This is a genomic window from Halomonas sp. 707B3 (assembly GCF_024158645.1).
GTDB classification, from domain to species: domain Bacteria; phylum Pseudomonadota; class Gammaproteobacteria; order Pseudomonadales; family Halomonadaceae; genus Vreelandella; species Vreelandella lionensis.
In genome coordinates, this window is record NZ_JAMZBE010000013.1 from 22,979 (window position 1) to 42,496 (window position 19,518).

A 19,518-nucleotide genomic window follows, 5' to 3' on the forward strand; every position below is an offset into this window, starting at 1 on the left:
CGCTTGAAAGTAAATAAGGCGGTAGACAAGCGAACGCAGCGACAGTCGCGTCAGTCACCATCTAGTTCTAATTCATCGACGCGGGTGAATGCCGCGAAGGATAAGGCGCGCCGATTTGGCTTGCGCCTGCAAGGATCCGCCCGTGAAGGGGTGGTGGTTGTGATGCTGGCGCTCTGCGTCTTTTTGCTATTGGCGCTGTTTAGCTACCATCCAGCCGACCCCGGCTGGTCGTACCAAGGGCCTGAAACCGATGTGCGTAACTGGATGGGCCCGGTTGGTGCATGGCTGGCCGACGTGCTCTATTCACTGCTCGGGGCCAGTGCCCTGTGGTGGCCGGGAATGTTTGGTTACGCCGCTTGGTGGCTGATGCGCTCACGCCAGGTGCGCTTTGAGTTAGACCCCGTCGCTATTGCCGTGCGTGCAGGCGGTTTGGTGTTGCTAATGTTCGGTACGACCATGCTGGGCGCACTGCACTTTTATCATCCAGATAGCATTCTGCCCTATGCCTCAGGCGGTATTTTAGGCGAAGGGCTCGTCGGTACGCTGAAACCGTTGGTGAGTAGCGGTGGTGTGGGCTTGATTGCCGCCGCGCTAATTCTGATTGGCTTCCCGTTGTTCAGCGGCATGTCGTGGTTACAGGTGGCCGATGAAGTTGGACGCAAGCTGTGCCGTATCGGCGGATGGTTTAGCGCTCGCCGTGCTAAAGGTCGCGAAAAGCGTGCTGAGCGCGCTGCCGTGCGTGCGGCTGCTAAAGCGGCGTCTAAAAAAGTGAAGCAGCGCTCCTGGGCAGAGCCTAGCGATACCAGTACGGACGCTGTAGATGAGGAAGAAGAGACGCCAGCCGTCAATGCTGCACCTCGCGCCAGTGAATCGCCTGCGCAGCATGAGCGCCCTGCCGTTAGTGAGCGTTCACCATCAAGTCGTCGCGAGCGGCGTGAGCCAAGCTTCTCAGCACCTGCAGAAGAGACGCAAGAAGAGACATCTACTACGGATACCTCCATTCCTTGGGAGGCAGCCGCTGTACTGAGCGAACGCCATGGAGCGAAGCCGCAAAGCACCTCAGAGCCTCGGACGGCCGCGCCAGAAGCGACTCCGCCAGCGCCTGCCAAGACGCAGGAGCCAGAAGCGCCCAGTGAACCACTAATGTCGTTATCCGCTAAAGAGCCGGAGCCAACGCAACAGCCAGAGTCTGCAGTTGAAAAAGTTCCAGCGCCTAAGCCTGAAACACCCGCGCCAACTGAAACACCCGAGCCGGTGCCTACCCATGAATTGGGTAGCAATAAACCGCTGCGGGTTGAAGATGAGCAGGAGCGTGAGCTCTATGCAGCTTCTGTACCGCTGCGTGCAACGCGCGATGAGCGGGAACCGGAAGCTACTGAGCCATCAGCACCCACCGCGTTTACGAGCCTCCCAGAGCCGGAGTCAGAGCACCCCGAACCAGTAACGCTGCGCAGTGAAGACAGCCAGCCAGCCTACCAAGCCCCCTCCATAGCGGCTGAACCGCGCCGGGAGCGAGTGCCGGAAGTAGTGCCAGAGCCAGTGTGGGATGACGAAGATGACGATGAGTTATCCGTCAGGCCTGTCGCATCTGCTACTGCCAGCTCGCGCCATGAGCCAACCTTCTCTACCGAGCCCGTAGAAGAAGAGACAGATAGCGGCCCCACGCTGTGGACGGTGGAGCATCTGCAGAGCCAGCGCCCAGCGTTTGAAACGCTGTCCGAGCCTGAAGGCGATGTGCCCAGTTTGCAGCTGTTAACGCCCCCAGAGCCGCATCAGCCTAACTATACCGATGAACAGCTGGCGGACATGGCCGAGCTTCTCGAAGTGCGGCTGCGGGAGTACGGTGTCAAAGCGGAAGTCGTTGATACTTGGCCTGGCCCGGTGATTACGCGCTTTGAGATTAAGCCGGCCGCTGGGGTGAAAGTTTCTAAGATCAGCAATTTGGCGAAAGACCTTGCCCGCTCGCTGATGGTGAAAAGCGTTCGCGTAGTAGAGGTCATTCCCGGTCGGCCAACGGTGGGGATCGAAATTCCTAACCCGCACCGCGCGATGATTCGCCTGCGTGAAGTGATCGACTCTGACCGCTATCAGCAGGAGAGCTCACCGCTGACGATGGCGCTGGGCCAAGATATTGGCGGTGGGCCGGTGGTCGCGAACCTAGGCAAAATGCCCCACCTGCTGGTGGCCGGTACGACCGGTTCGGGTAAATCGGTGGGGGTCAACGCGATGCTGATCTCCATGCTGCTCAAGGCTAAACCCGATGAGCTCAAGCTGATCATGGTTGATCCCAAGATGCTGGAGCTATCGGTGTATGACGGTATTCCGCACCTGCTGGCGCCGGTGGTCACCGATATGAAAGAGGCGGCCAACAGCCTGCGCTGGTGCGTGGCGGAAATGGAGCGTCGCTATAAGCTGATGGCGGCGATGGGCGTACGTAATATTGCCGGCTTTAACGCCCGCCTAGACGAAGCCGAGCGTGCCGGTGCCCAGGTGGCCGACCCATTATGGGAGCCGCAGCCCTGGGAGATGCACCAAACGCCGCCGGTGCTGGAGAAGCTGCCCTACATCGTGGTGGTCATCGATGAGTTTGCCGATATGTTTATGATCGTCGGCAAAAAGGTCGAAGAGCTGATCGCACGTCTGGCACAAAAAGCGCGGGCTGCCGGTATTCATCTGATTCTTGCCACCCAGCGTCCATCGGTGGATGTGGTGACTGGTTTGATCAAGGCGAACATTCCTTCGCGAATGGCCTTCCAGGTCTCCTCGCGAATCGATTCGCGTACCATTCTGGATCAAGGTGGGGCAGAGAGCCTGCTGGGACACGGGGATATGCTCTACCTGCCCGCCGGTTCCGGGCCGCCTAACCGGGTTCACGGTGCCTTCGTGGACGACGATGAAGTCCATCGGGTGGTCGATGATTGGAAGCGTCGCGGCGAGCCTGAGTACATTGAGGAGATTCTTTCCGGCGGTGTTTCTGCGGATGCACTGACTGGGCTTGAAGCGGAAGGGAGCGATGGCGACGATGCCGAGCAGGATGCGCTTTACGATGAAGCGGTGCAGTTTGTGACCGAGACCCGTAAGGCCTCGATTTCTGCCGTGCAGCGGCGATTTAAAATTGGCTATAACCGAGCGGCACGCTTAGTTGAAGCCATGGAGGGCGCAGGCGTTGTCTCCTCTATGGGCACCAACGGCGCTCGCGAAGTGCTGGCACCGCCACCGGTTGGTCACTAAGCGTGGCCTCACCAATCATGCAATAAGCGTGAAAGTCGCGCCGCAGGCGAAACCCTGCGGCGCTTTTTACGTCTGAGAGGCATACGGAACGTCTTATCGCTCCTTGCCTCGTCCGCTATTCGGCAATGAATGCCTAGGGAGAAAGAACATGCGCGAACCCTCTAACCGTCGCTCACCTGCTTTGGTACTTGCCGCCAGTGCGCTCGGGTTAACCTTTGCTGCACCGATGACAGCGTGGGCCAATGAGGCCGCAGAGCGGCTTACCGAGCGCTTGGATCCTCTGGAAAACTACCACGCGACTTTTGAACAGCAGATTCTGGATGGTGGCGGTGAGCGTCTTCAGAGTGCCCGTGGGGAAATGTGGTTATCGCGCCCGGGTATGCTGCGTTGGGAAGTTGAAGCTCCGTATTCGCAAACCGTGGTCTCTGATGGTGAAGATGTCTACCTTTACGATCCAGATCTTGAGCAAGTGACCGTGCAAGCGATGGATGACCGTGTTACCCACACGCCCGCGCTATTGCTGTCAGGTAGCGCCGATGAGCTAACCGCCAGTTACGATGTGTTTTACGAGCAGCAGGACGGCGATGACGTGTTTACGCTGATTCCTACGCTGGCAGACACGCTATTTGAAGAGTTGAGCATGGTCTTTGAAGGCCAGACCCTGACCGAGCTGTGGATGATGGACAGCACTGGCCAGCGCACCGCCATCACCTTCAGCGACATTACTCGCAATGGCAGCATTGATCGTGGCCTATTTGATTTCCAGATTCCTGAAGGCACCGACGTTATCCGCGAAGAGCTTTAAATCTCTGGCGGTTACTTCACCGTGTTAACGCAGTTTATCAGGCACTTTAGGGTGCCTGATCGGCTCCCTGATCCCGCTGCTCCCGCCACGCCATGATTTCCCCAAACCGCTTCTCCTGGCCAAACGGACTCGGCTCGTAAAAGCGTGTTTTCGGCACGCCTTCCGGCCAACAGTCGTGAGCGCTGCCCGCTGGATAGCCATCCGCTTCGTTATGAGCATATCGGTAGCCCTCGCCATGGCCTAGCTGCTCCATCAGTTTGGTAGGTGCGTTGCGCAGGTAGGTGGGTACTTCCACCTGGGGCTGCTGCTGGACAAACTGCTGGGCGCTTTTCCAGGCCCGGTCAATGCGGTTACTTTTAGGTGCCACTGCCAGATGAATCGCCGCATGGGCAATCGCCCGTTGGCCCTCATAATCGCCCAGGCGCAAATAGGCATCCCAGGCGGCGATGACGAGCGGCAGGGCGCGCGGGTCGGCATTGCCCACGTCTTCCGAGGCAATGGCGGTTAAGCGCCGCACGATATCCAATGGGTCGCCGCCGCCCTGGATAAAGCGCGCCATATACAAAAGTGCGGCATCAGGGCGCGACGATCGGATCGATTTATGGATGGCGGACAGCAGGTCATAGTAAGCATCGCCCTGCTTATCAAACGCGCTGGACTGATGGCCGACTACATCCGCCAGTACCGCTTTGCGTAGCACCTCGCGACCATCTTGCTGTTCGGTAAAATCACAAGCCGTTTCCAGTAGCCCTAAGGCTCTCCGGGCATCCCCCGCGCTAGCGTGGGCGAGGGCTTCCAGTACGCCAGGCTCTATGTCAATTGGTCGCTTGCCCAGGCCGCGCTGGTCATGTGCCAATGCTTGCTGCATCACCTGAATGAGCTCTTGCTGGGTCAGTGGCTTTAGCACATAAACACGCGCGCGTGAGAGCAGCGCTGAGTTCACCTCGAAGGAGGGATTTTCAGTGGTGGCGCCAATCAGCGTTAACAGGCCGGACTCCACATGAGGCAGCAGGGCGTCCTGTTGGCTCTTGTTCAAACGGTGAATCTCATCTAAAAAGAGAAGCGTGGGCGAGGAGCGCTGGCGAGCGCGCTCTACCACCGCACGAATCTCTTTTACGCCAGCCATCACCGCACTTAGGTGCTCAAGATGCGCTTCAGACGCACGTGCTAACAGCTCTGCCAGGGTGGTCTTGCCTACGCCCGGTGGCCCCCACAAGATCATAGAGCGCACTACGCCCGACTCCGCCATGCGGCGCAGCGGTTTGTCCGGCCCCACAAGCGCCTGCTGGCCAATGTAGTCATCAAGCGTCAAAGGGCGCATGCGAAAGGCAAGCGGAGCGTCTTCACCTGGAGTGGCTTCAAAAAGATCCATATAAACTTCCGTTGTAAATCGAGGCGTTGAACAACTAACGCTTAATAAGTGTCTGTGGTAAATAGGGTAACGTCAGACTACCTTGTGGCATAACAATAAGAAGCGCCCGCCAGCGTTAGTAATCTTAGAGGCGCAAGGCAAGGATTAACGCTAGTGTAGTAGAACCCAGCTCATGATCGCGTGCCTAATGCTCCGTAGGGAGAGCGGCAGGCATGACACTTACGAAGGAGACGGCACGATGTTAAACCAACTGCGTCTAGATCATGCCAACATGGCGCGAATGCTCCATGTGCTGCAGCTAAAGCATAAAACCTTGGCCAACGGCGAGCGGCCCGACTTTCAACTGATGCGTGAGGTGGTCGATTACATTTTGTCCTACATGGATGGTTTTGCTACGCCCCTTGAGCGCATCTGCGTTGAACGGCTCAAAACCCAGGCTCCAGAGCACCTCCCGCTGATGGAGCAAATGGCTAACGACTATCGCGAGCTAAAGCCGCGCTTAATGCGTCTGTCCCAAGATATCGATATGATCCTGATGGACAACATCCTGCCCATGGATCGCTTTGCCGAAGATCTCAAAGCGTACCTGGAAGCCCACCGCGGCTATCTGCGTCACGAGCGCGAGGGGCTTTTCCCGCTGATCGATAAGCACTTCAGCGAAGAGGATATGGAAGAGCTACGTCAGGCCCTGCCCGAAGGGGCCGAAAAAGAGCTGGAGCGTCTGCAACTCGCCTACCCAGAGCTTTACGCTGAACTATGCGGTGCGGAAGTTCCAGCACTGTAACTCCTGTCAAATGTGAATCCTTCAGAGCCGAACGGGGCGTGTTAAACTGGCGCCCCGTTTTTATTGGGCGGCTGAAAAGCTGAGTCATTGCGTGGTGGCCGTTGCCAGTAGCGCCACTATTAATGGGGTGGGTTTCAACATAGCGGACTGTGCAGGTGAAGGGTGATGTCAGGGCCTATACTGATTTTTGATTCCGGCGTGGGCGGGCTTTCCGTTGCCCGTGCGCTGCGCCAGCACTATCCACCGGCTGCCCTGTGCTACGCCTGCGACAACGCTTGGCTACCTTACGGCCTGCGCGACGATGCGACCCTCGCTAAGCGGATTGTGATGGTTTGCCAGGCGGCAGTCCAAGCGTGCCAAGCCAGCGTGCTGGTGGTTGCCTGTAATACTGCCAGCACCCTTGCCCTAGAAGGGCTGCGCCAAACGCTCTCAATTCCTGTCATTGGTACCGTGCCCGCGATTAAACCGGCAGCGCTGATGAGCACATCGCGCCATATTGGCCTGTTGGCCACGACGGCTACGGTGAATCGCCCCTATACCCAGGGGCTAATCGACAGCTTTGCCAGCGACTGCGTGGTGACCAAAATAGCGGCAGATGCCCTGGTTACCGAAGCTGAAGCGTGGCTAGCCGGAACGCCGCTCAACGCACCGCGCATTCAGCAAGCGCTAGCGCCGCTATGGCAAGCCACCCAAGAGAGCCCCGCGCTAGATACTGTCGTGCTTGGCTGCACCCACTTTCCGTTGCTGCAACCACTATTAGTCACGCTGGCACCAGCGCCTATCGCATGGGTAGACTCCGGTGATGCCATTGCCCGCCGGGTGGGGCAGGTGGCCACTACCCTGGTGAGCAGTGCACACGATGGCCGTTGCTTCACCACGGCGCCTGCTCAGGCGCTTACCGATGGCTTCGCCCGCTACGGCTTTCATGAACCACGGCCGCTCGTACTGCCCGGCGCCCGCTAGGCGGCGGTGAATAAACGTCTTTTTTCCTATTTTAATACTTAGTGATGAGGAGCCACCTTGGCGATCCCTACAGTAGATCCAGCACGCTACGACGAACAGCTGGCTGAGAAGCAAGCCTATGTGGAGAGCACGTTTGCAGCGTTTGATACGCCTGCGCTAGAGGTGTACCCCTCGCCGCCCAGCCACTATCGCCAGCGCTGTGAATTTCGCATTTGGCATGAAGAGAATGACCTCTTTTACGCCATGTTCGAGGTCGACCCGGAAAACTCCAAAAACAAACGAGTGATTCGCTTAGATCAGTTTCCGGTGGCCAGCGCCCATATCAACGAGCTCATGCCTAAGCTGCGCGACGCCTTTCTCGCCAGCGACGAGTTGCGCCGTCGTCTATTCCAGGTGGAGTTTTTAACCACGCTCTCGGGGCAAGCGCTGGTCACGTTGATCTACCATCGCCCGCTGGGCGATGCCTGGGAAGCCGAAGCCCGCGCTCTGGAAAAAGCCCTAGATATCATGATCATTGGCCGTTCGCGTAAGCAGCGCCTGGTACTGACCCAGGATCACGTATGGGAGCGGCTCACGGTGGATGGCCGCACGCTGCACTACCAGCAGGTAGAGAACAGCTTTACCCAGCCCAACGCGCATATTTGCCAAACCATGCTGAGCTGGGCCAAAGAAGCCACGCAAGGCCGCCAAACAGAAGATCTGGTGGAACTATATTGCGGCAACGGCAACTTTACCATTGCGCTGGCTGAGAACTTCCGCCGCGTGCTGGCCACCGAGATTTCACGTACCTCTGTCGCTAGCGCCAACGTCAACCTTGAAGCCAATGGCGTGACCAATGCCCACGTGGCCCGCATGTCGGCGGAAGAGTTTGCACTGGCACTGAAAGGGGAAAAAGAGGGCCGGCGCGTGGCCGAGATGGCGCTGGACGAGTATGACTTTTCAACCGTTTTAGTAGACCCGCCCAGGGCCGGGCTGGATGAACAAAGCTGCCATCAAATCAGCGAATACGCTCAAATCGTCTATATTTCATGCAACCCGGCCACGCTTGCCGAAAACTTAACGCTACTGACTAAGACTCACGATATTGAGCGTTTTGCGCTATTTGACCAGTTCCCGTTTACCCACCACTGTGAGTGTGGCGTATTGCTGACCCGTCGGCAGCCAGAAGCGCCCTCACAAAGTTGATACGCTGAACTTGTCAATAGTGCTTATGATGCACAAGCGGCATACTCCATGAATAACCTGTCAGATGGTTAGGGTGGCGGTCCTGGGTAGCGTAAGCTAACAGGTAGAGTGGCCTAAAGGCCTATTGTCCTTCGTTTTTTTGGCCTATGTAGTGGCCCCAGGCAGTCGAGGTGATGGATGCATTACGTTGCGATTGAAGAGAGTCGGCGGGATCTTTTAAAGCAGCTACAAGAGCGATTGGAAGCGCGACTGGAGCCAGCAAGGGCGGCCGCCATCGAAGCCTTTGCGCGCCACTTTTACGCCACGGTACCAGTGGAAGACCTAGTAGACCGTCGGCTGGACGACCTTTACGGCGCGACGCTCTCCATCTGGCAGTTTTTACAGCACCATGACCCGCAAAGCCCCAAAGTGCGTATTTTTAACCCGGACTTTGAAGAGCATGGCTGGCAGTCGACCCACACCTTTGTGGCGGTGCTCCATGAAGATATGCCGTTTTTGGTCGACTCCGTACGCATTGAACTCAACCGTCGCGGCCTAACGGTACACGCCATTCAAAACGCTGTGTTCGCCGTGGCGCGTGATAGCCAGCATCAATTGAAGGCGCTGACCTCTCCCAAAGATGAGAACGCACCGGACGCCCGTGAATCGCTGATTGTGATCGAAGTAGATCGCCACACCGACGCCGAGTCCCTGGCGAAAATTGAGCGCAATCTGCATGAAGTGCTGCGCGATGTGCGCACCGCCGTGGGCGATTTTGATGCCATGTGCGGTCAGATTACTTCCGCCATTCAAGAGCTGGAAAAGAACTGCCCACCGCAAATTGACCCGGATGACCACGAAGAAGCCATTGCCTTCCTAGAGTGGCTGTTGAAGGATAACTTCACCTTCCTAGGCTACGACGAGTACCTACTGGACGGTAACGAGCTGCAGCGCGATCCTAACAGCGTGCTGGGTGTATTCCGCCTAGATCAGCCGCGCTACCGTGAGCGTATCCGTACCGAAGAGGGCATCGACGAGCACGACCACTACGTGCTGGTGCCGCAACTGCTCTCGTTCGCCAAAAGCGCGCACCACTCCCGCGTGCATCGCCCCACTTATCCAGACTACATCACCGTCGACCGCTACGACGATGACGGCAATGTGATCGGCGAGCGTCGTTTCTTTGGCTTGTTCACCGCCACGGTATACAACGAGTCGCCGCGCAATATTCCGCTGCTGCGCCGCAAGCTCAAGGCCGTGATGGATATTGCTGGCTTCAACCCCCAGGGCCACAACGGCAAGCAGCTGCTGCAGGTATTGGAAGTCTACCCCCGCGATGACCTGTTCCAGATCAGCACGGAATCCCTGGCCAGCACCGCGTTGGGTATTCTCAATATTCGTGAACGCCGTCAGGTGCGCCTGTTCATCCGCGCGGATGTCAGCGGTAAGTTCTACTCCTGCTTAGTGTTTGTACCACGGGATGTATTCTCCACCGACCTGCGCCAGCGCATTCAGGGCATGCTGTGTGATGAGTTGGATGCCCACTTTGGCGACTTCAATACTTACTTGTCTGAGTCGGTGCTGGCGCGTATCCAGCTCATTCTACGTTTCAACGGCGATGCCCCCAGCCAGTACGACCTGAAGCGTCTGGAGAGCAAAGTCGCCCGCTTGGCGCGCAGCTGGCGCGACGAGCTGCAGGCAGCCATGGTCGAAGGTTTTGGCGAAGAGCGTGCTAACCACCTGATCGATCAGTTCCACGATGCGTTCTCCGCTAGTTACCGGGAAGACTTCAATGCCCGCACGGCGGTATTTGACGTTCACCACCTGTTAACCTTGGATAGTGGCGATGACCTGTCGCTATCGCTCTACCGCCCGCTGGAAGAGCAGGCAGGCGGCATGAACCTGAAACTGTTCCACCGCGAATCGCAAATTCCGCTCTCTGATGTGTTGCCGATGATGGAAAATCTCGGCCTGCGCGTGATTGGCGAGCGCCCCTACGATATCAATGCGCCGCAGCAGCGCTATTGGATTCACGACTTTGAGCTGGAACATAGCCGCGAAGGCGTCAACCTGAGCGAAATGCGCGACACCTTCAGTGAAGCGTTCAAGCGCATTTGGGCAGGCGAGGCCGATAATGACGCCTTTAACCGCCTGATTATCGGTGCTGGCCTGGACTGGCGTGAAGTGGCTATGCTGCGCGGCTATGCCCGCTACCTGAAGCAGATCCGCTTCGGCATGTCCCAGGACTACATCGCCGCAACGCTGGCCAACTATCCGGCCATCACCCAAACCCTGGTAGAGCTGTTCCGCTTACGTTTCGACCCGGCCCAACAGCCCAGTAACCTAGACGACTGCTTAGCACGCCTTAACGAGCACCTGGAAGGCGTTGCCAGCCTCAATGACGACCAGCTGCTGCGCCGCTTTATGGAGCTGATCCAAGCGACCCTGCGCACCAATTATTACCAGAAAACTGACGATGGCCGCTTTAAGGATTACATCTCCTACAAGCTTGAACCGTCGAAAGTAACGGGTATGCCCAAACCGCGCCCGGCGTTTGAAATCTTTGTCTGCTCGCCGCGTGTCGAAGGCGTTCACCTGCGCGGTGGCAAAGTGGCGCGTGGCGGCCTGCGCTGGTCGGACCGTCTTGAAGATTTCCGTACCGAAGTGCTGGGGCTGGTTAAAGCGCAGCAGGTGAAAAACGCGGTCATCGTGCCCGTTGGTGCGAAAGGCGGCTTTGTGTGCAAACGCATGCCGGAAAACGCCGACCGCGAAACCCAGCAGAAAGAAGGCATCGCGTGCTACCAAATCTTCATTCGCGCGCTGCTGGATGTCACCGATAATCTCGTGGGTGGCGAGGTGGTACCGCCGCAAAACGTGGTGCGTCACGATGAAGATGACACCTACTTAGTGGTTGCCGCAGATAAAGGCACCGCGACCTTCTCCGATATCGCCAACGCGATTTCCGTGGAGTATGGCCACTGGCTGGGCGACGCTTTTGCCTCAGGTGGCGCAAACGGCTACGACCATAAGAAGATGGCGATTACGGCCCGCGGCGCATGGGAATCTGTGAAGCGTCACTTCAAAAATCTGGACGTGAATACCCAAGAAGACCTGTTCACCGTGGTAGGTGTGGGCGATATGGCGGGTGACGTGTTCGGCAACGGCATGCTGCTCTCTGACAAGATCCAGCTGGTCGGTGCGTTTAACCACCTGCACATCTTTGTCGACCCGAACCCCGATGCCGCGGCGGCCTTTGCCGAGCGTAAGCGCTTGTTTGATCTGCCGCGTTCCAGCTGGGAAGACTACAGCGCCGAGCTGATTTCCCAGGGCGGCGGTGTCTTTAACCGTAGCGCCAAATCGATCACCATCACGCCGGAAATGCAGCAGGTGTTTGGTATCGAAGAGCCCCGCCTGTCTCCTAACGATCTGATTCGCGCCATGCTCAAGGCGAAGGTGGATCTGATTTGGAACGGCGGTATCGGCACTTATGTGAAAAGCTCTGAAGAGACCGATGCGGACGTGGGCGATAAAGCCAACGACGCGCTGCGCATCAACGGTAAAGAGCTAAACTGCCGAGTGGTCGGCGAGGGCGGTAACCTGGGCCTGACCCAGCGTGGCCGGATGGAAGCCGCCGCCAACGGCGTGCGCGTCTACACCGACTTTATCGACAATGCGGGCGGCGTGAACTGCTCGGACCACGAGGTCAATATCAAAATCTTGATCGATGAAGTGGTCAAGCGTGGCGATATGACCGACAAGCAGCGTAACCAGCTGCTGGCCGACATGACCGAAGAAGTTGCCGACCTGGTGATTCTAGATAACTACCGCCAGACCCAGGCGCTTGATCTGTCGGAAATTCTTTCCCACCAGGGCATGGGGCCGTACCGTCGCTTTATCAGCGAGCTGGAGTCCGCTGGCCAAATCGACCGCGAGCTTGAATTCCTGCCTGCCGATGACGTACTCAAAGAGCGTGCCAGCAGCAATCAGGGAATGCATCTGCCGGAGCTGTCGGTACTGATCTCCTACGCTAAGAGTACCCTGAAAGGCGACTTGATCAACTCCGACGTGCCGGACGATCTGTATATTCACCGTCACTTGGAGCGCCTGTTCCCCGCCGTACTCACCGAGCGCTATCAGACCGAGATGTACGACCACCGCCTGAAGCGTGAGATTGTTGCCACCCAGGTGGCCAACGACCTTGTCGATCATATGGGGATCGTGTTTGTACGCCGCTTGATGGATTCCACCGGTGCTGGCCGTGCGGATATCGCCCGCGCCTACGTCGTCGCCCGGGATGCCTTCAATCTGCCCGCGCTGTGGGCGCAGATTGAAGCGTTGGATAACCAGGTGTCCAGCCGCGTGCAGTACTCCATGATGCTGGACCTGATGCGCATGATCCGCCGCGCAACGCGCTGGTTCCTGCGCCAGCATTTGGGTCTCTCGACCCAGGACACCATCGAGTACTTTGGCCCGCGTTTGGCGCAGTTACAAGAGAGTATTGGCGAGCTGCTCAGCGGTGAAGAGCAGGCCGCGTGGCGCAAGCGCTGTGACGAGCTGCAAGCCGCTGGCGTGCCCGAAGCCCTGGCCGCCACCGTGGCGGCCGCACCCAGCCTTTACGCTGGCCTGGGGATCATTCAAGCGGCACGGATCACCAACGAGAAGCCCCAGCGGGTGGCCGAGGTGTTCTACGAAATCGGCAGCCGCCTAGAGCTACCCTGGATGATCCAGCAGGTCACGCATCTGGAAGTACGCGACTCCTGGCAGGCCCAGGCGCGGGAAACCTTCCGCGATGATATCGACCGCCAGCAGCTGGCGCTGACGACAAGCGTCTTGAAGCTGGAGGCGGGCAGTCGCGATACCCAGGAGCGCGTGGCCCAGTGGTTGGAGCAGCACGCTGAACTACACCGCCGCTGGTGCCGCTTGATCGACGAAGTGCGTGGCGGAAGCGAAGGCGGGTTCGCGCTGTTTGCCGTCGCGGTTCGCGAGCTGGTGGATTTAGCGGAGAGCGATAGCGAAGCATAAGCCCTTACGGGTTCTATGAGAAAAGCTACGTTCTAACGAAAAGCCGCGCCCTGGGAGACCAAGACGCGGCTTTTTTCATTCTGCGAAGAGGGGGCGATGTGCGTTATACTGCGCCCGCCCCGCACTTCGCCCACCGCTCAGGAGAGTCTTGCCGATGTATCCAATTGCCCGCTCGCTGCTGTTCCGCCTGGACCCCGAAACCACCCATGGCATGGCGTTGAACGCGCTTGACGCGCTGCACAAGGTGGGCGGCATTAAGCGTGTGTATGGCGAGCCGGTGAGTGATCCTGTCGAACTCATGGGGCTGCGCTTTCCTAACCGGGTCGGGCTGGCCGCCGGGCTGGACAAAAACGCCGACCACCTTGATGCGCTGGGAGAGCTGGGGTTTGGCTTTGTGGAAGTGGGCACCGTGACCCCTAAAGCACAGCCGGGTAATCCTAAGCCGCGTCTATTTCGCCTAGCCGGGCATGAAGCGATCATTAACCGCTTTGGGTTCAACAACAAAGGGGTAGAGCATCTTGTTGCCCAGGTTAAAAAGCGTCACTACAACGGTATTGTGGGCATTAATATCGGCAAGAACCTGAGTACCTCTGTAGAACACGCCCTGGACGATTACCTGGCCTGCCTCAACGCGGTACACGGCGCGGCGGACTATATTGCGGTGAATATCTCCTCGCCTAACACGCCAGGGCTACGCACGCTGCAGTTCGGCGAGCAGCTTGATGCGCTGTTAGGGCCTATTCGGCAAAAAAGCCGTGAGCTGGATACCCAGACCGGTCGTAAGGTGCCGCTACTGGTGAAAATCGCGCCGGATATGAGCGAAGAAGAGGTGGCGCTTGTGGCAGGCAGTATTGCCCGTAATGAGCTGGATGGCGTAATCGCCACCAATACCACCGTTTCTCGGGAAGCGGTAAAAGATGATCCGCAGGCCCAAGAAGCGGGCGGGCTTTCCGGTAAGCCGGTATTTGAGGCCTCCAATACGGTGATTCGTCTGTTGCGCGCTCATCTTCCCACGCTGCCGATTATTGGGGTAGGCGGTATTGATAGTGGTGAAGCGGCCAAGGCGAAAATTGCCGCCGGTGCGGACTTGGTGCAGCTCTATTCGGGCTTGATTTACCAAGGGCCTGCGCTGGTGAAGCAGTGTGCACAGGCGCTTAAGCAGAGCGCTTGAAGCGGCTGGCGGTGTGGCAATAAAAAGCCCGCCTGGCAGCGGGCTCCGTTCTCCAAATGTTTGGGTAAAAAAGGTAAATAAACTAGGTCATGACCATGGGGTTTTTATGGATACCGGAAACGCCGGTCATCCCATCCCACTGGTCGCCGCGACCTTCACGCCAACCGCTCATCCAATACTCGCGTAAATTGACATCTTGACTGGGGCAATCATCACGGGAGCGACCCGTAATACCCGCTTTGTAGCCGTGAACATAAGCCCGTTGGAAGCGATCACGTTTTTGTCGTTTCATTGGCTAACCTCTTTGCATGAAAGCCTTTGATAAGAAGCAGGGCGTAAGGCGACATGGTATAAGCATGCCTGTTAGGGCGCGCCTCACCAAAATGGCCAACTCTACTTCGAGAGGTGACTTCAAGTTCAAGAGTGAGTTGCTGCCTCTGCGCTAATGCCTAGCACTCACGTGCTGAACGGGCGAAGCGGCAAACTCAAACAAGCCATGGGTCGTTACCGGTGTTATGAAACATGCACAATAATGACCCAGACAAGCAACGCATGCGTTTTTAGTAGCTACCCTCTTATTGTTAGACCATGATGGGGTCACTTGTCGACCATCAAATTGTCATAATACGTAAACTCATTTGCCATATATAGGAATAACGCGCGGTTACGCGCGGCGATCACCATGACCGAGCTGAGCCAAACTGCCCCCCTAAACCTCCTGGCGACCTGCCCTAAAGGCATTGAAGGCCTGCTAGCGGACGAACTGACAGCCCTGGGCGCCGCGCCGGGTAAAACCACCGTGGCAGGGGTCTATTTTTCTGCCGACCAAGCCACTGCCTATCGGGTATGTTTGTGGTCTCGCTTAGCGAACCGCGTGATTTTGCTATTGGCGCGTGAAGCGATGATAGAGACCGCAGAGCAGGTGCGCGATGTGGTTGCACGCATCTCCTGGAGCCAGCACCTTGCCACCGGCAAGACCCTGGCCGTGGATTTTCATGGCCGCAGCGACCACATTCGCCACACGCGGTTTGGCGCACAAACGGTGAAAGATGGCGTGGTGGATGCGCTGCAGCTGGCCGGTCAAGAACGGCCCAATGTCGATACTAAAACCCCCGACCTGCGTATTTACGCCCACCTGCACCGGGCCAACCTGAGCCTAGGGATTGATCTCTCTGGCGAGAGCCTGCACCGCCGTGGCTACCGCCGCGATGTGGGCCACGCGCCGCTTAAAGAGAACCTAGCGGCAGCGCTGCTGGTGCGGGCCGGCTGGCCAGAGCGGGCTAAAGCGGGCGAGCCACTGATTGACCCTCTATGCGGTGCGGGTACGCTGCTGATTGAGGCGGCGCTGATGGCGGCTGACCAAGCCCCTAACCTGAACCGCGAGCGGTTTGGCTTTCACGGCTGGGCAGGCCATCAAGACGCGGTGTGGAGTGAATTAAAACGCGAAGCTGAAGCACGCGCCTCGATTGGCCGCAAACGCTGCAAAACGGAACTGATGGGCTTTGATCAAAGCCCGGCAGCGCTGACCGCCGCGAAATCTAACGCCATGCGGGCGGGCATTCCTGCGCTGATAACGCTCCACGGCCAGAGCCTTGCTCAACTGACCCGGCCAGAGACCCTGACCGCCGAGCAGGGGCTATTGATCACCAATCCGCCCTACGGCGAACGCTTGGGCGAGCTGCCTGAGCTGGTGCAGCTTTACGCCCAGCTCGGTGAAAAAGCTAAGGCGCTGTTCCCCGGTTGGACGCTGGCGATGTTTACCGGCAATCCGGATCTTGGCCACCGCTTAGGCCTGCGTGCCCATAAACAGTACGCGCTAAAAAACGGCGCGCTGGATGCCAAACTGCTGTTAATGGAGATTGGCAGCGTCCGCCCTGCGCCTCAGGAGAGCGGTGAGCCGTCAGAAGCGGGCGTGGCGCCCCAGGCAAGCAGCACTGCAAAACCGGCGGTGTCGGAAAATGCGCAGATGTTTGCCAATCGTCTAGCGAAAAACCAGAAACGCCTGAAAAAGTGGCTGAAGCAGAGCGGTGAGACCTGCTACCGCATTTACGATGCCGATATGCCGGAATACGCGCTGGCGGTGGATCGTTACGGCGACCGCGTGCATGTGCAGGAGTACGCCGCGCCCAGCTCTATTAACCCGGCGCAGGCGCAAAAACGGCTGTTCGATGCCCTGGAAGTGCTGCCCGAGGCACTGGGTGTCGACCCCAGCAAGATTTACGTCAAGCGCCGCGAGCGGCAAACCGGCGCTGCCCAGTACCAAAAGCGCGATGCCAGCGGAGAGCGTTTTGAAGTGCAGGAGGGCAGCGCACGGTTATGGGTCAACTTGCGCGATTACTTGGATACCGGCCTGTTTCTGGATCACCGTCCGGTACGCCGGATGCTCGGCGAGATGGCCAGCGGCAAGCGCTTTCTCAACTTGTTCTGCTATACCGCGACGGCCACTGTGCAAGCCGCGCTGGGCGGGGCGAGCGACAGCGTTAGCGTGGATATGTCCAACACCTACTTGGAGTGGGCGCGGGACAACTTTGCGCTCAACAAGCTCGACCCTAGGCTGCACCGTGTGGTGCGGGATGACTGCTTCCGCTGGCTGGAAACCGCCAACGCGCAGTTTGATCTGATCTTTATGGACCCGCCGACCTTCTCGAACTCGAAAAAGATGCGCGACACGCTGGATGTGCAGCGCGACCATCCGCGCTTAGTGGAACTGGCCATGGCACGCCTAGCCCCCGGCGGTACGCTGGTGTTCTCCAACAATCAGCGGCGCTTTAAGCTGGATGAAGCGCTGAGCGAGCGCTACGCGGTAGAGGAGATCACCACGCGCACCTTCGACCCGGATTTCCAGCGGCGCACCAATCTGCACCACGTGTTTTTGCTGCGCCACTCTTCGTGAGCCACTCCTCCTGAGCCGATAAAGAGCAAGGGCGATGATTGAACTATCGATTTACACGACGCTGGGGTGCCATTTGTGCGCCCAGCTAGAGGCGCTGGTGGCCACACTGGCTAATCAAGAGGTGAGGTTGCACCACATCGAAATCAGCGACGACGACGCGCTGGTGGAGCAATACGGCACGCGGATTCCGGTACTGGTGGATGCCAACGGGGTTGAGCTGGATCGCGGCTTCGATGTGGAGCGTTTAAGCCACTGGTTGAACGAGCGGGGCTGGTTGGATGAGGCGGCACTTGCCGCGCTCACCACGCCGCCGGAAAAAGCGTCCCCTGTGGGGGTGCATCAGCGCAATGGGCGGCGCTTCTTAGGTTAACGAAACGGGCGAATCCGGCTAACAGGTGATGCGTCAGAGTGCGTCTAATAGCGACAGCTGGCGCATCGCTTCCTGGCCTTCCGGTGTGTGGTCGGCGGCTTCCAGCACCTTGCGGAATCCGCGGGAGGATTGAATCGTTGTTTCATCCTCCAACCACATCTGTGCTTGCTCCAGGCTATCCGCCAACTGGTGTTTCAGCCCGCCAAACTGGGTGCCGATTTGCCCCCAGGCGCGGCTGAAAATCCAGTCGCCGAACATATCCTGGTGAATATGCACCAACACATAGTCATGGTCGGTTTCCCAGCGTACGATCACACCCATCTCCTTAACAACTTCTTGATCATGCCTGCACAGCAAGCCATTGCGGGCGTATTGTAAAGCCCGGATACCAAAACGCCTATGAAACTTGTTATCGACGCTAATATCCCCGCCGCCGACGCCTGTTTTGGGGGCGTGGGTACGTTGCACCGCCTGCCGGGCCGCGAGATCCGAGCGACTGACCTGCAAAACGCCGATGCGCTGATCGTGCGCTCTATCACCCAGGTGAATCGCGCACTGCTGGCGAACAGCCCGGTACGTTTTGTGGGCACCTGCACCATTGGCACTGACCATATTGATCTCGATTATCTCAAAGAGCGCAATATTGGCTTTGCCAGCGCGCCGGGGTGCAATGCGGAGGCGGTGGTCGATTATGTGCTCAGTAGCCTGCTGACGGTGAGCGAGCGAGAAGGCTGGCCGCTGCTGGAGCGAACCGTGGGTATTGTTGGGGCAGGCAATGTGGGTAGCCGTTTGCAGCGTCGCTTAAAGGCGCTCGGTGTGGCGGTGCGGGTGTGTGACCCCCCCAGGGCGGAACAAGAGGGCGCAAGTGGCTTTGTATCACTCGATACGCTGATTGATGAGTGCGACGTGATTTGCCTGCACACCCCGCTGGTGAAGGCTGGCCCTCACGCCACCTATCAACTGCTGAATGCTCAGCGCATCAACGAGCTGGCCCCTGGCACGCTGCTGTTAAACGCCGGGCGAGGCGACTGCATTGATGGCCTAGCGCTGCGCAGCCGTTTGGCGGGGAAGGGCGATATCACCGCCGTGTTAGACGTTTGGGAAGACGAGCCGGGCATTGATGCGGGGCTGCGTGATCTGGTTGCTTTAGCAACGCCGCATATTGCCGGACATAGTCTGGATGGTAAGCTGCGCGGCACCTGGATGATTCAACAGGCGTTGGCAGCGCAGTTAAACCAGCCCAGCGGTATGCCGTTTAGCGAGCTTTGCCCGTCACCAGCCCTGGCCACGCTAACGTTGCAGAGCGCATTGCCGGTGGAAGAGGCACTTCGGCTGTGTGTGCGGGCCGTGTATGACGTGCGCCGTGACCACGATGCGTTGCAGCGTCAGGTGATGCTCCAGGGGATTGCCAAGGGCTTTGATAGCTGCCGCGCCAACTACCCGCTGCGCCGCGAGTTCGCCACGCTGACCGTTTACCTGGAGAACGATGCGGTGTCATTGCAGCCATCGCTTCAGGCAGCAGGCTTTCAGGTGCGCTGCGGCTAACCCACCTTATGGGTTTGCCTAAACGCACAAGGCCCGAATTGGCGGGCCTTGGCGTATTTTATTGAGCGCTCACAGCTTACTGACGGTACGCGGCTTCTTTTAGGGCGCGAATACGCTCATCCAGCGGCGGGTGGCTGGCGAACAACTGCTCGACCAGTGAGCGGGTCTGGCCTTTGGTGATGGCCATCGCACGCAGGG

The 19,518-nt window shown here is 58.3% G+C and carries 13 protein-coding genes and 1 pseudogene; 10 read left to right on the forward strand and 4 right to left on the reverse strand.

Annotated features, from left to right (window positions below):
• The first annotated feature begins 3 nt into the window (after positions 1–3).
• Together BIS10_RS03385 and lolA are read left to right on the forward strand one after the other, a co-directional pair.
• Positions 4–3,231 carry a DNA translocase FtsK gene (locus tag BIS10_RS03385; RefSeq protein WP_253502442.1) on the forward strand — a complete coding sequence of 1,076 codons (3,228 nt, stop codon included), beginning with the start codon at positions 4–6 and terminating at the stop codon, positions 3,229–3,231.
• 148 nt (positions 3,232–3,379) lie between these two features.
• Positions 3,380–4,036 (forward strand): outer membrane lipoprotein chaperone LolA, encoded by a 657-nt coding sequence (gene lolA / locus BIS10_RS03390; protein ID WP_062359286.1) that lies wholly within the window; start codon positions 3,380–3,382, stop codon positions 4,034–4,036.
• Between the two features lie 46 nt (positions 4,037–4,082).
• Here the strand turns inward: lolA and BIS10_RS03395 are convergent, their stop codons facing one another.
• Complete coding sequence (locus BIS10_RS03395) at positions 4,083–5,408, reverse strand: replication-associated recombination protein A (RefSeq protein ID WP_253502446.1); 1,326 nt, start codon at positions 5,406–5,408, stop codon at positions 4,083–4,085.
• Between the two features lie 238 nt (positions 5,409–5,646).
• On the opposite strand from BIS10_RS03395, the gene BIS10_RS03400 reads away from it, so the two are divergent.
• The 5 genes from BIS10_RS03400 (at position 5,647) to BIS10_RS03420 (ending at position 14,512) form a co-directional block, all read left to right on the forward strand.
• Entirely contained in the window at positions 5,647–6,192 is a 546-nt protein-coding gene (locus BIS10_RS03400) for a hemerythrin domain-containing protein (protein ID WP_083026580.1), read from the forward strand.
• Positions 6,193–6,357: 165 nt separating this feature from the next.
• Positions 6,358–7,155 carry a glutamate racemase gene (murI, locus tag BIS10_RS03405; RefSeq protein ID WP_253502449.1) on the forward strand — a complete coding sequence of 266 codons (798 nt, stop codon included), beginning with the start codon at positions 6,358–6,360 and terminating at the stop codon, positions 7,153–7,155.
• A 57-nt stretch (positions 7,156–7,212) separates the two neighbouring features.
• A complete protein-coding gene (gene trmA, locus BIS10_RS03410; protein WP_253502452.1) occupies positions 7,213–8,340 on the forward strand; it encodes a tRNA (uridine(54)-C5)-methyltransferase TrmA in 1,128 nt (375 codons plus the stop codon).
• Between the two features lie 177 nt (positions 8,341–8,517).
• On the forward strand, positions 8,518–13,341 hold the full coding sequence (locus BIS10_RS03415; protein ID WP_253502454.1) for an NAD-glutamate dehydrogenase: 4,824 nt from the start codon (positions 8,518–8,520) through the stop codon (positions 13,339–13,341).
• A gap of 154 nt (positions 13,342–13,495) precedes the next feature.
• The gene (locus BIS10_RS03420; RefSeq protein WP_083026577.1) at positions 13,496–14,512 is read left to right on the forward strand and encodes a quinone-dependent dihydroorotate dehydrogenase; all 1,017 of its coding nucleotides are present in this window, start codon (positions 13,496–13,498) and stop codon (positions 14,510–14,512) included.
• 82 nt (positions 14,513–14,594) lie between these two features.
• On the opposite strand, the gene rmf is transcribed toward BIS10_RS03420, so the two are convergent.
• Positions 14,595–14,804, reverse strand: coding sequence for a ribosome modulation factor (gene rmf / locus BIS10_RS03425; RefSeq protein ID WP_009722578.1), 210 nt, complete (start codon positions 14,802–14,804; stop codon positions 14,595–14,597).
• Positions 14,805–15,194: 390 nt separating this feature from the next.
• Here rmf and rlmKL point away from each other — a divergent pair, with 390 nt between their 5' ends.
• The gene (gene rlmKL, locus BIS10_RS03430) at positions 15,195–17,405 is read left to right on the forward strand and encodes a bifunctional 23S rRNA (guanine(2069)-N(7))-methyltransferase RlmK/23S rRNA (guanine(2445)-N(2))-methyltransferase RlmL (RefSeq protein WP_253502458.1); all 2,211 of its coding nucleotides are present in this window, start codon (positions 15,195–15,197) and stop codon (positions 17,403–17,405) included.
• 34 nt (positions 17,406–17,439) lie between these two features.
• Positions 17,440–17,775 (forward strand): glutaredoxin family protein, encoded by a 336-nt coding sequence (locus tag BIS10_RS03435; RefSeq protein ID WP_253502461.1) that lies wholly within the window; start codon positions 17,440–17,442, stop codon positions 17,773–17,775.
• A gap of 33 nt (positions 17,776–17,808) precedes the next feature.
• Here the strand turns inward: BIS10_RS03435 and BIS10_RS03440 are convergent, their stop codons facing one another.
• The gene (locus tag BIS10_RS03440) at positions 17,809–18,090 is read right to left on the reverse strand and encodes a WGR domain-containing protein (RefSeq protein ID WP_188638065.1); all 282 of its coding nucleotides are present in this window, start codon (positions 18,088–18,090) and stop codon (positions 17,809–17,811) included.
• Between the two features lie 84 nt (positions 18,091–18,174).
• Here BIS10_RS03440 and pdxB point away from each other — a divergent pair, with 84 nt between their 5' ends.
• On the forward strand, positions 18,175–19,320 hold the full coding sequence (gene pdxB, locus BIS10_RS03445) for a 4-phosphoerythronate dehydrogenase PdxB (RefSeq protein ID WP_253502464.1): 1,146 nt from the start codon (positions 18,175–18,177) through the stop codon (positions 19,318–19,320).
• 76 nt (positions 19,321–19,396) lie between these two features.
• Here pdxB and BIS10_RS18985 read toward each other — a convergent pair.
• A pseudogene (locus BIS10_RS18985) lies at positions 19,397–19,518 on the reverse strand (protease HtpX); the annotation flags it as partial.

Bases quoted from the DNA above. Each gene is read 5' to 3' on its own strand.
- lolA (WP_062359286.1), top strand. From the start codon at position 3,380: ATGCGCGAACCCTCTAACCGTCGCTCACCTGCTTTGGTACTTGCCGCC.
- BIS10_RS03395 (WP_253502446.1), bottom strand. From the start codon at position 5,408: ATGGATCTTTTTGAAGCCACTCCAGGTGAAGACGCTCCGCTTGCCTTT.
- BIS10_RS03400 (WP_083026580.1), top strand. From the start codon at position 5,647: ATGTTAAACCAACTGCGTCTAGATCATGCCAACATGGCGCGAATGCTC.
- murI (WP_253502449.1), top strand. From the start codon at position 6,358: ATGTCAGGGCCTATACTGATTTTTGATTCCGGCGTGGGCGGGCTTTCC.
- BIS10_RS03415 (WP_253502454.1), top strand. From the start codon at position 8,518: ATGCATTACGTTGCGATTGAAGAGAGTCGGCGGGATCTTTTAAAGCAG.
- BIS10_RS03420 (WP_083026577.1), top strand. From the start codon at position 13,496: ATGTATCCAATTGCCCGCTCGCTGCTGTTCCGCCTGGACCCCGAAACC.
- rmf (WP_009722578.1), bottom strand. From the start codon at position 14,804: ATGAAACGACAAAAACGTGATCGCTTCCAACGGGCTTATGTTCACGGC.
- rlmKL (WP_253502458.1), top strand. From the start codon at position 15,195: ATGACCGAGCTGAGCCAAACTGCCCCCCTAAACCTCCTGGCGACCTGC.
- BIS10_RS03435 (WP_253502461.1), top strand. From the start codon at position 17,440: ATGATTGAACTATCGATTTACACGACGCTGGGGTGCCATTTGTGCGCC.
- pdxB (WP_253502464.1), top strand. From the start codon at position 18,175: ATGAAACTTGTTATCGACGCTAATATCCCCGCCGCCGACGCCTGTTTT.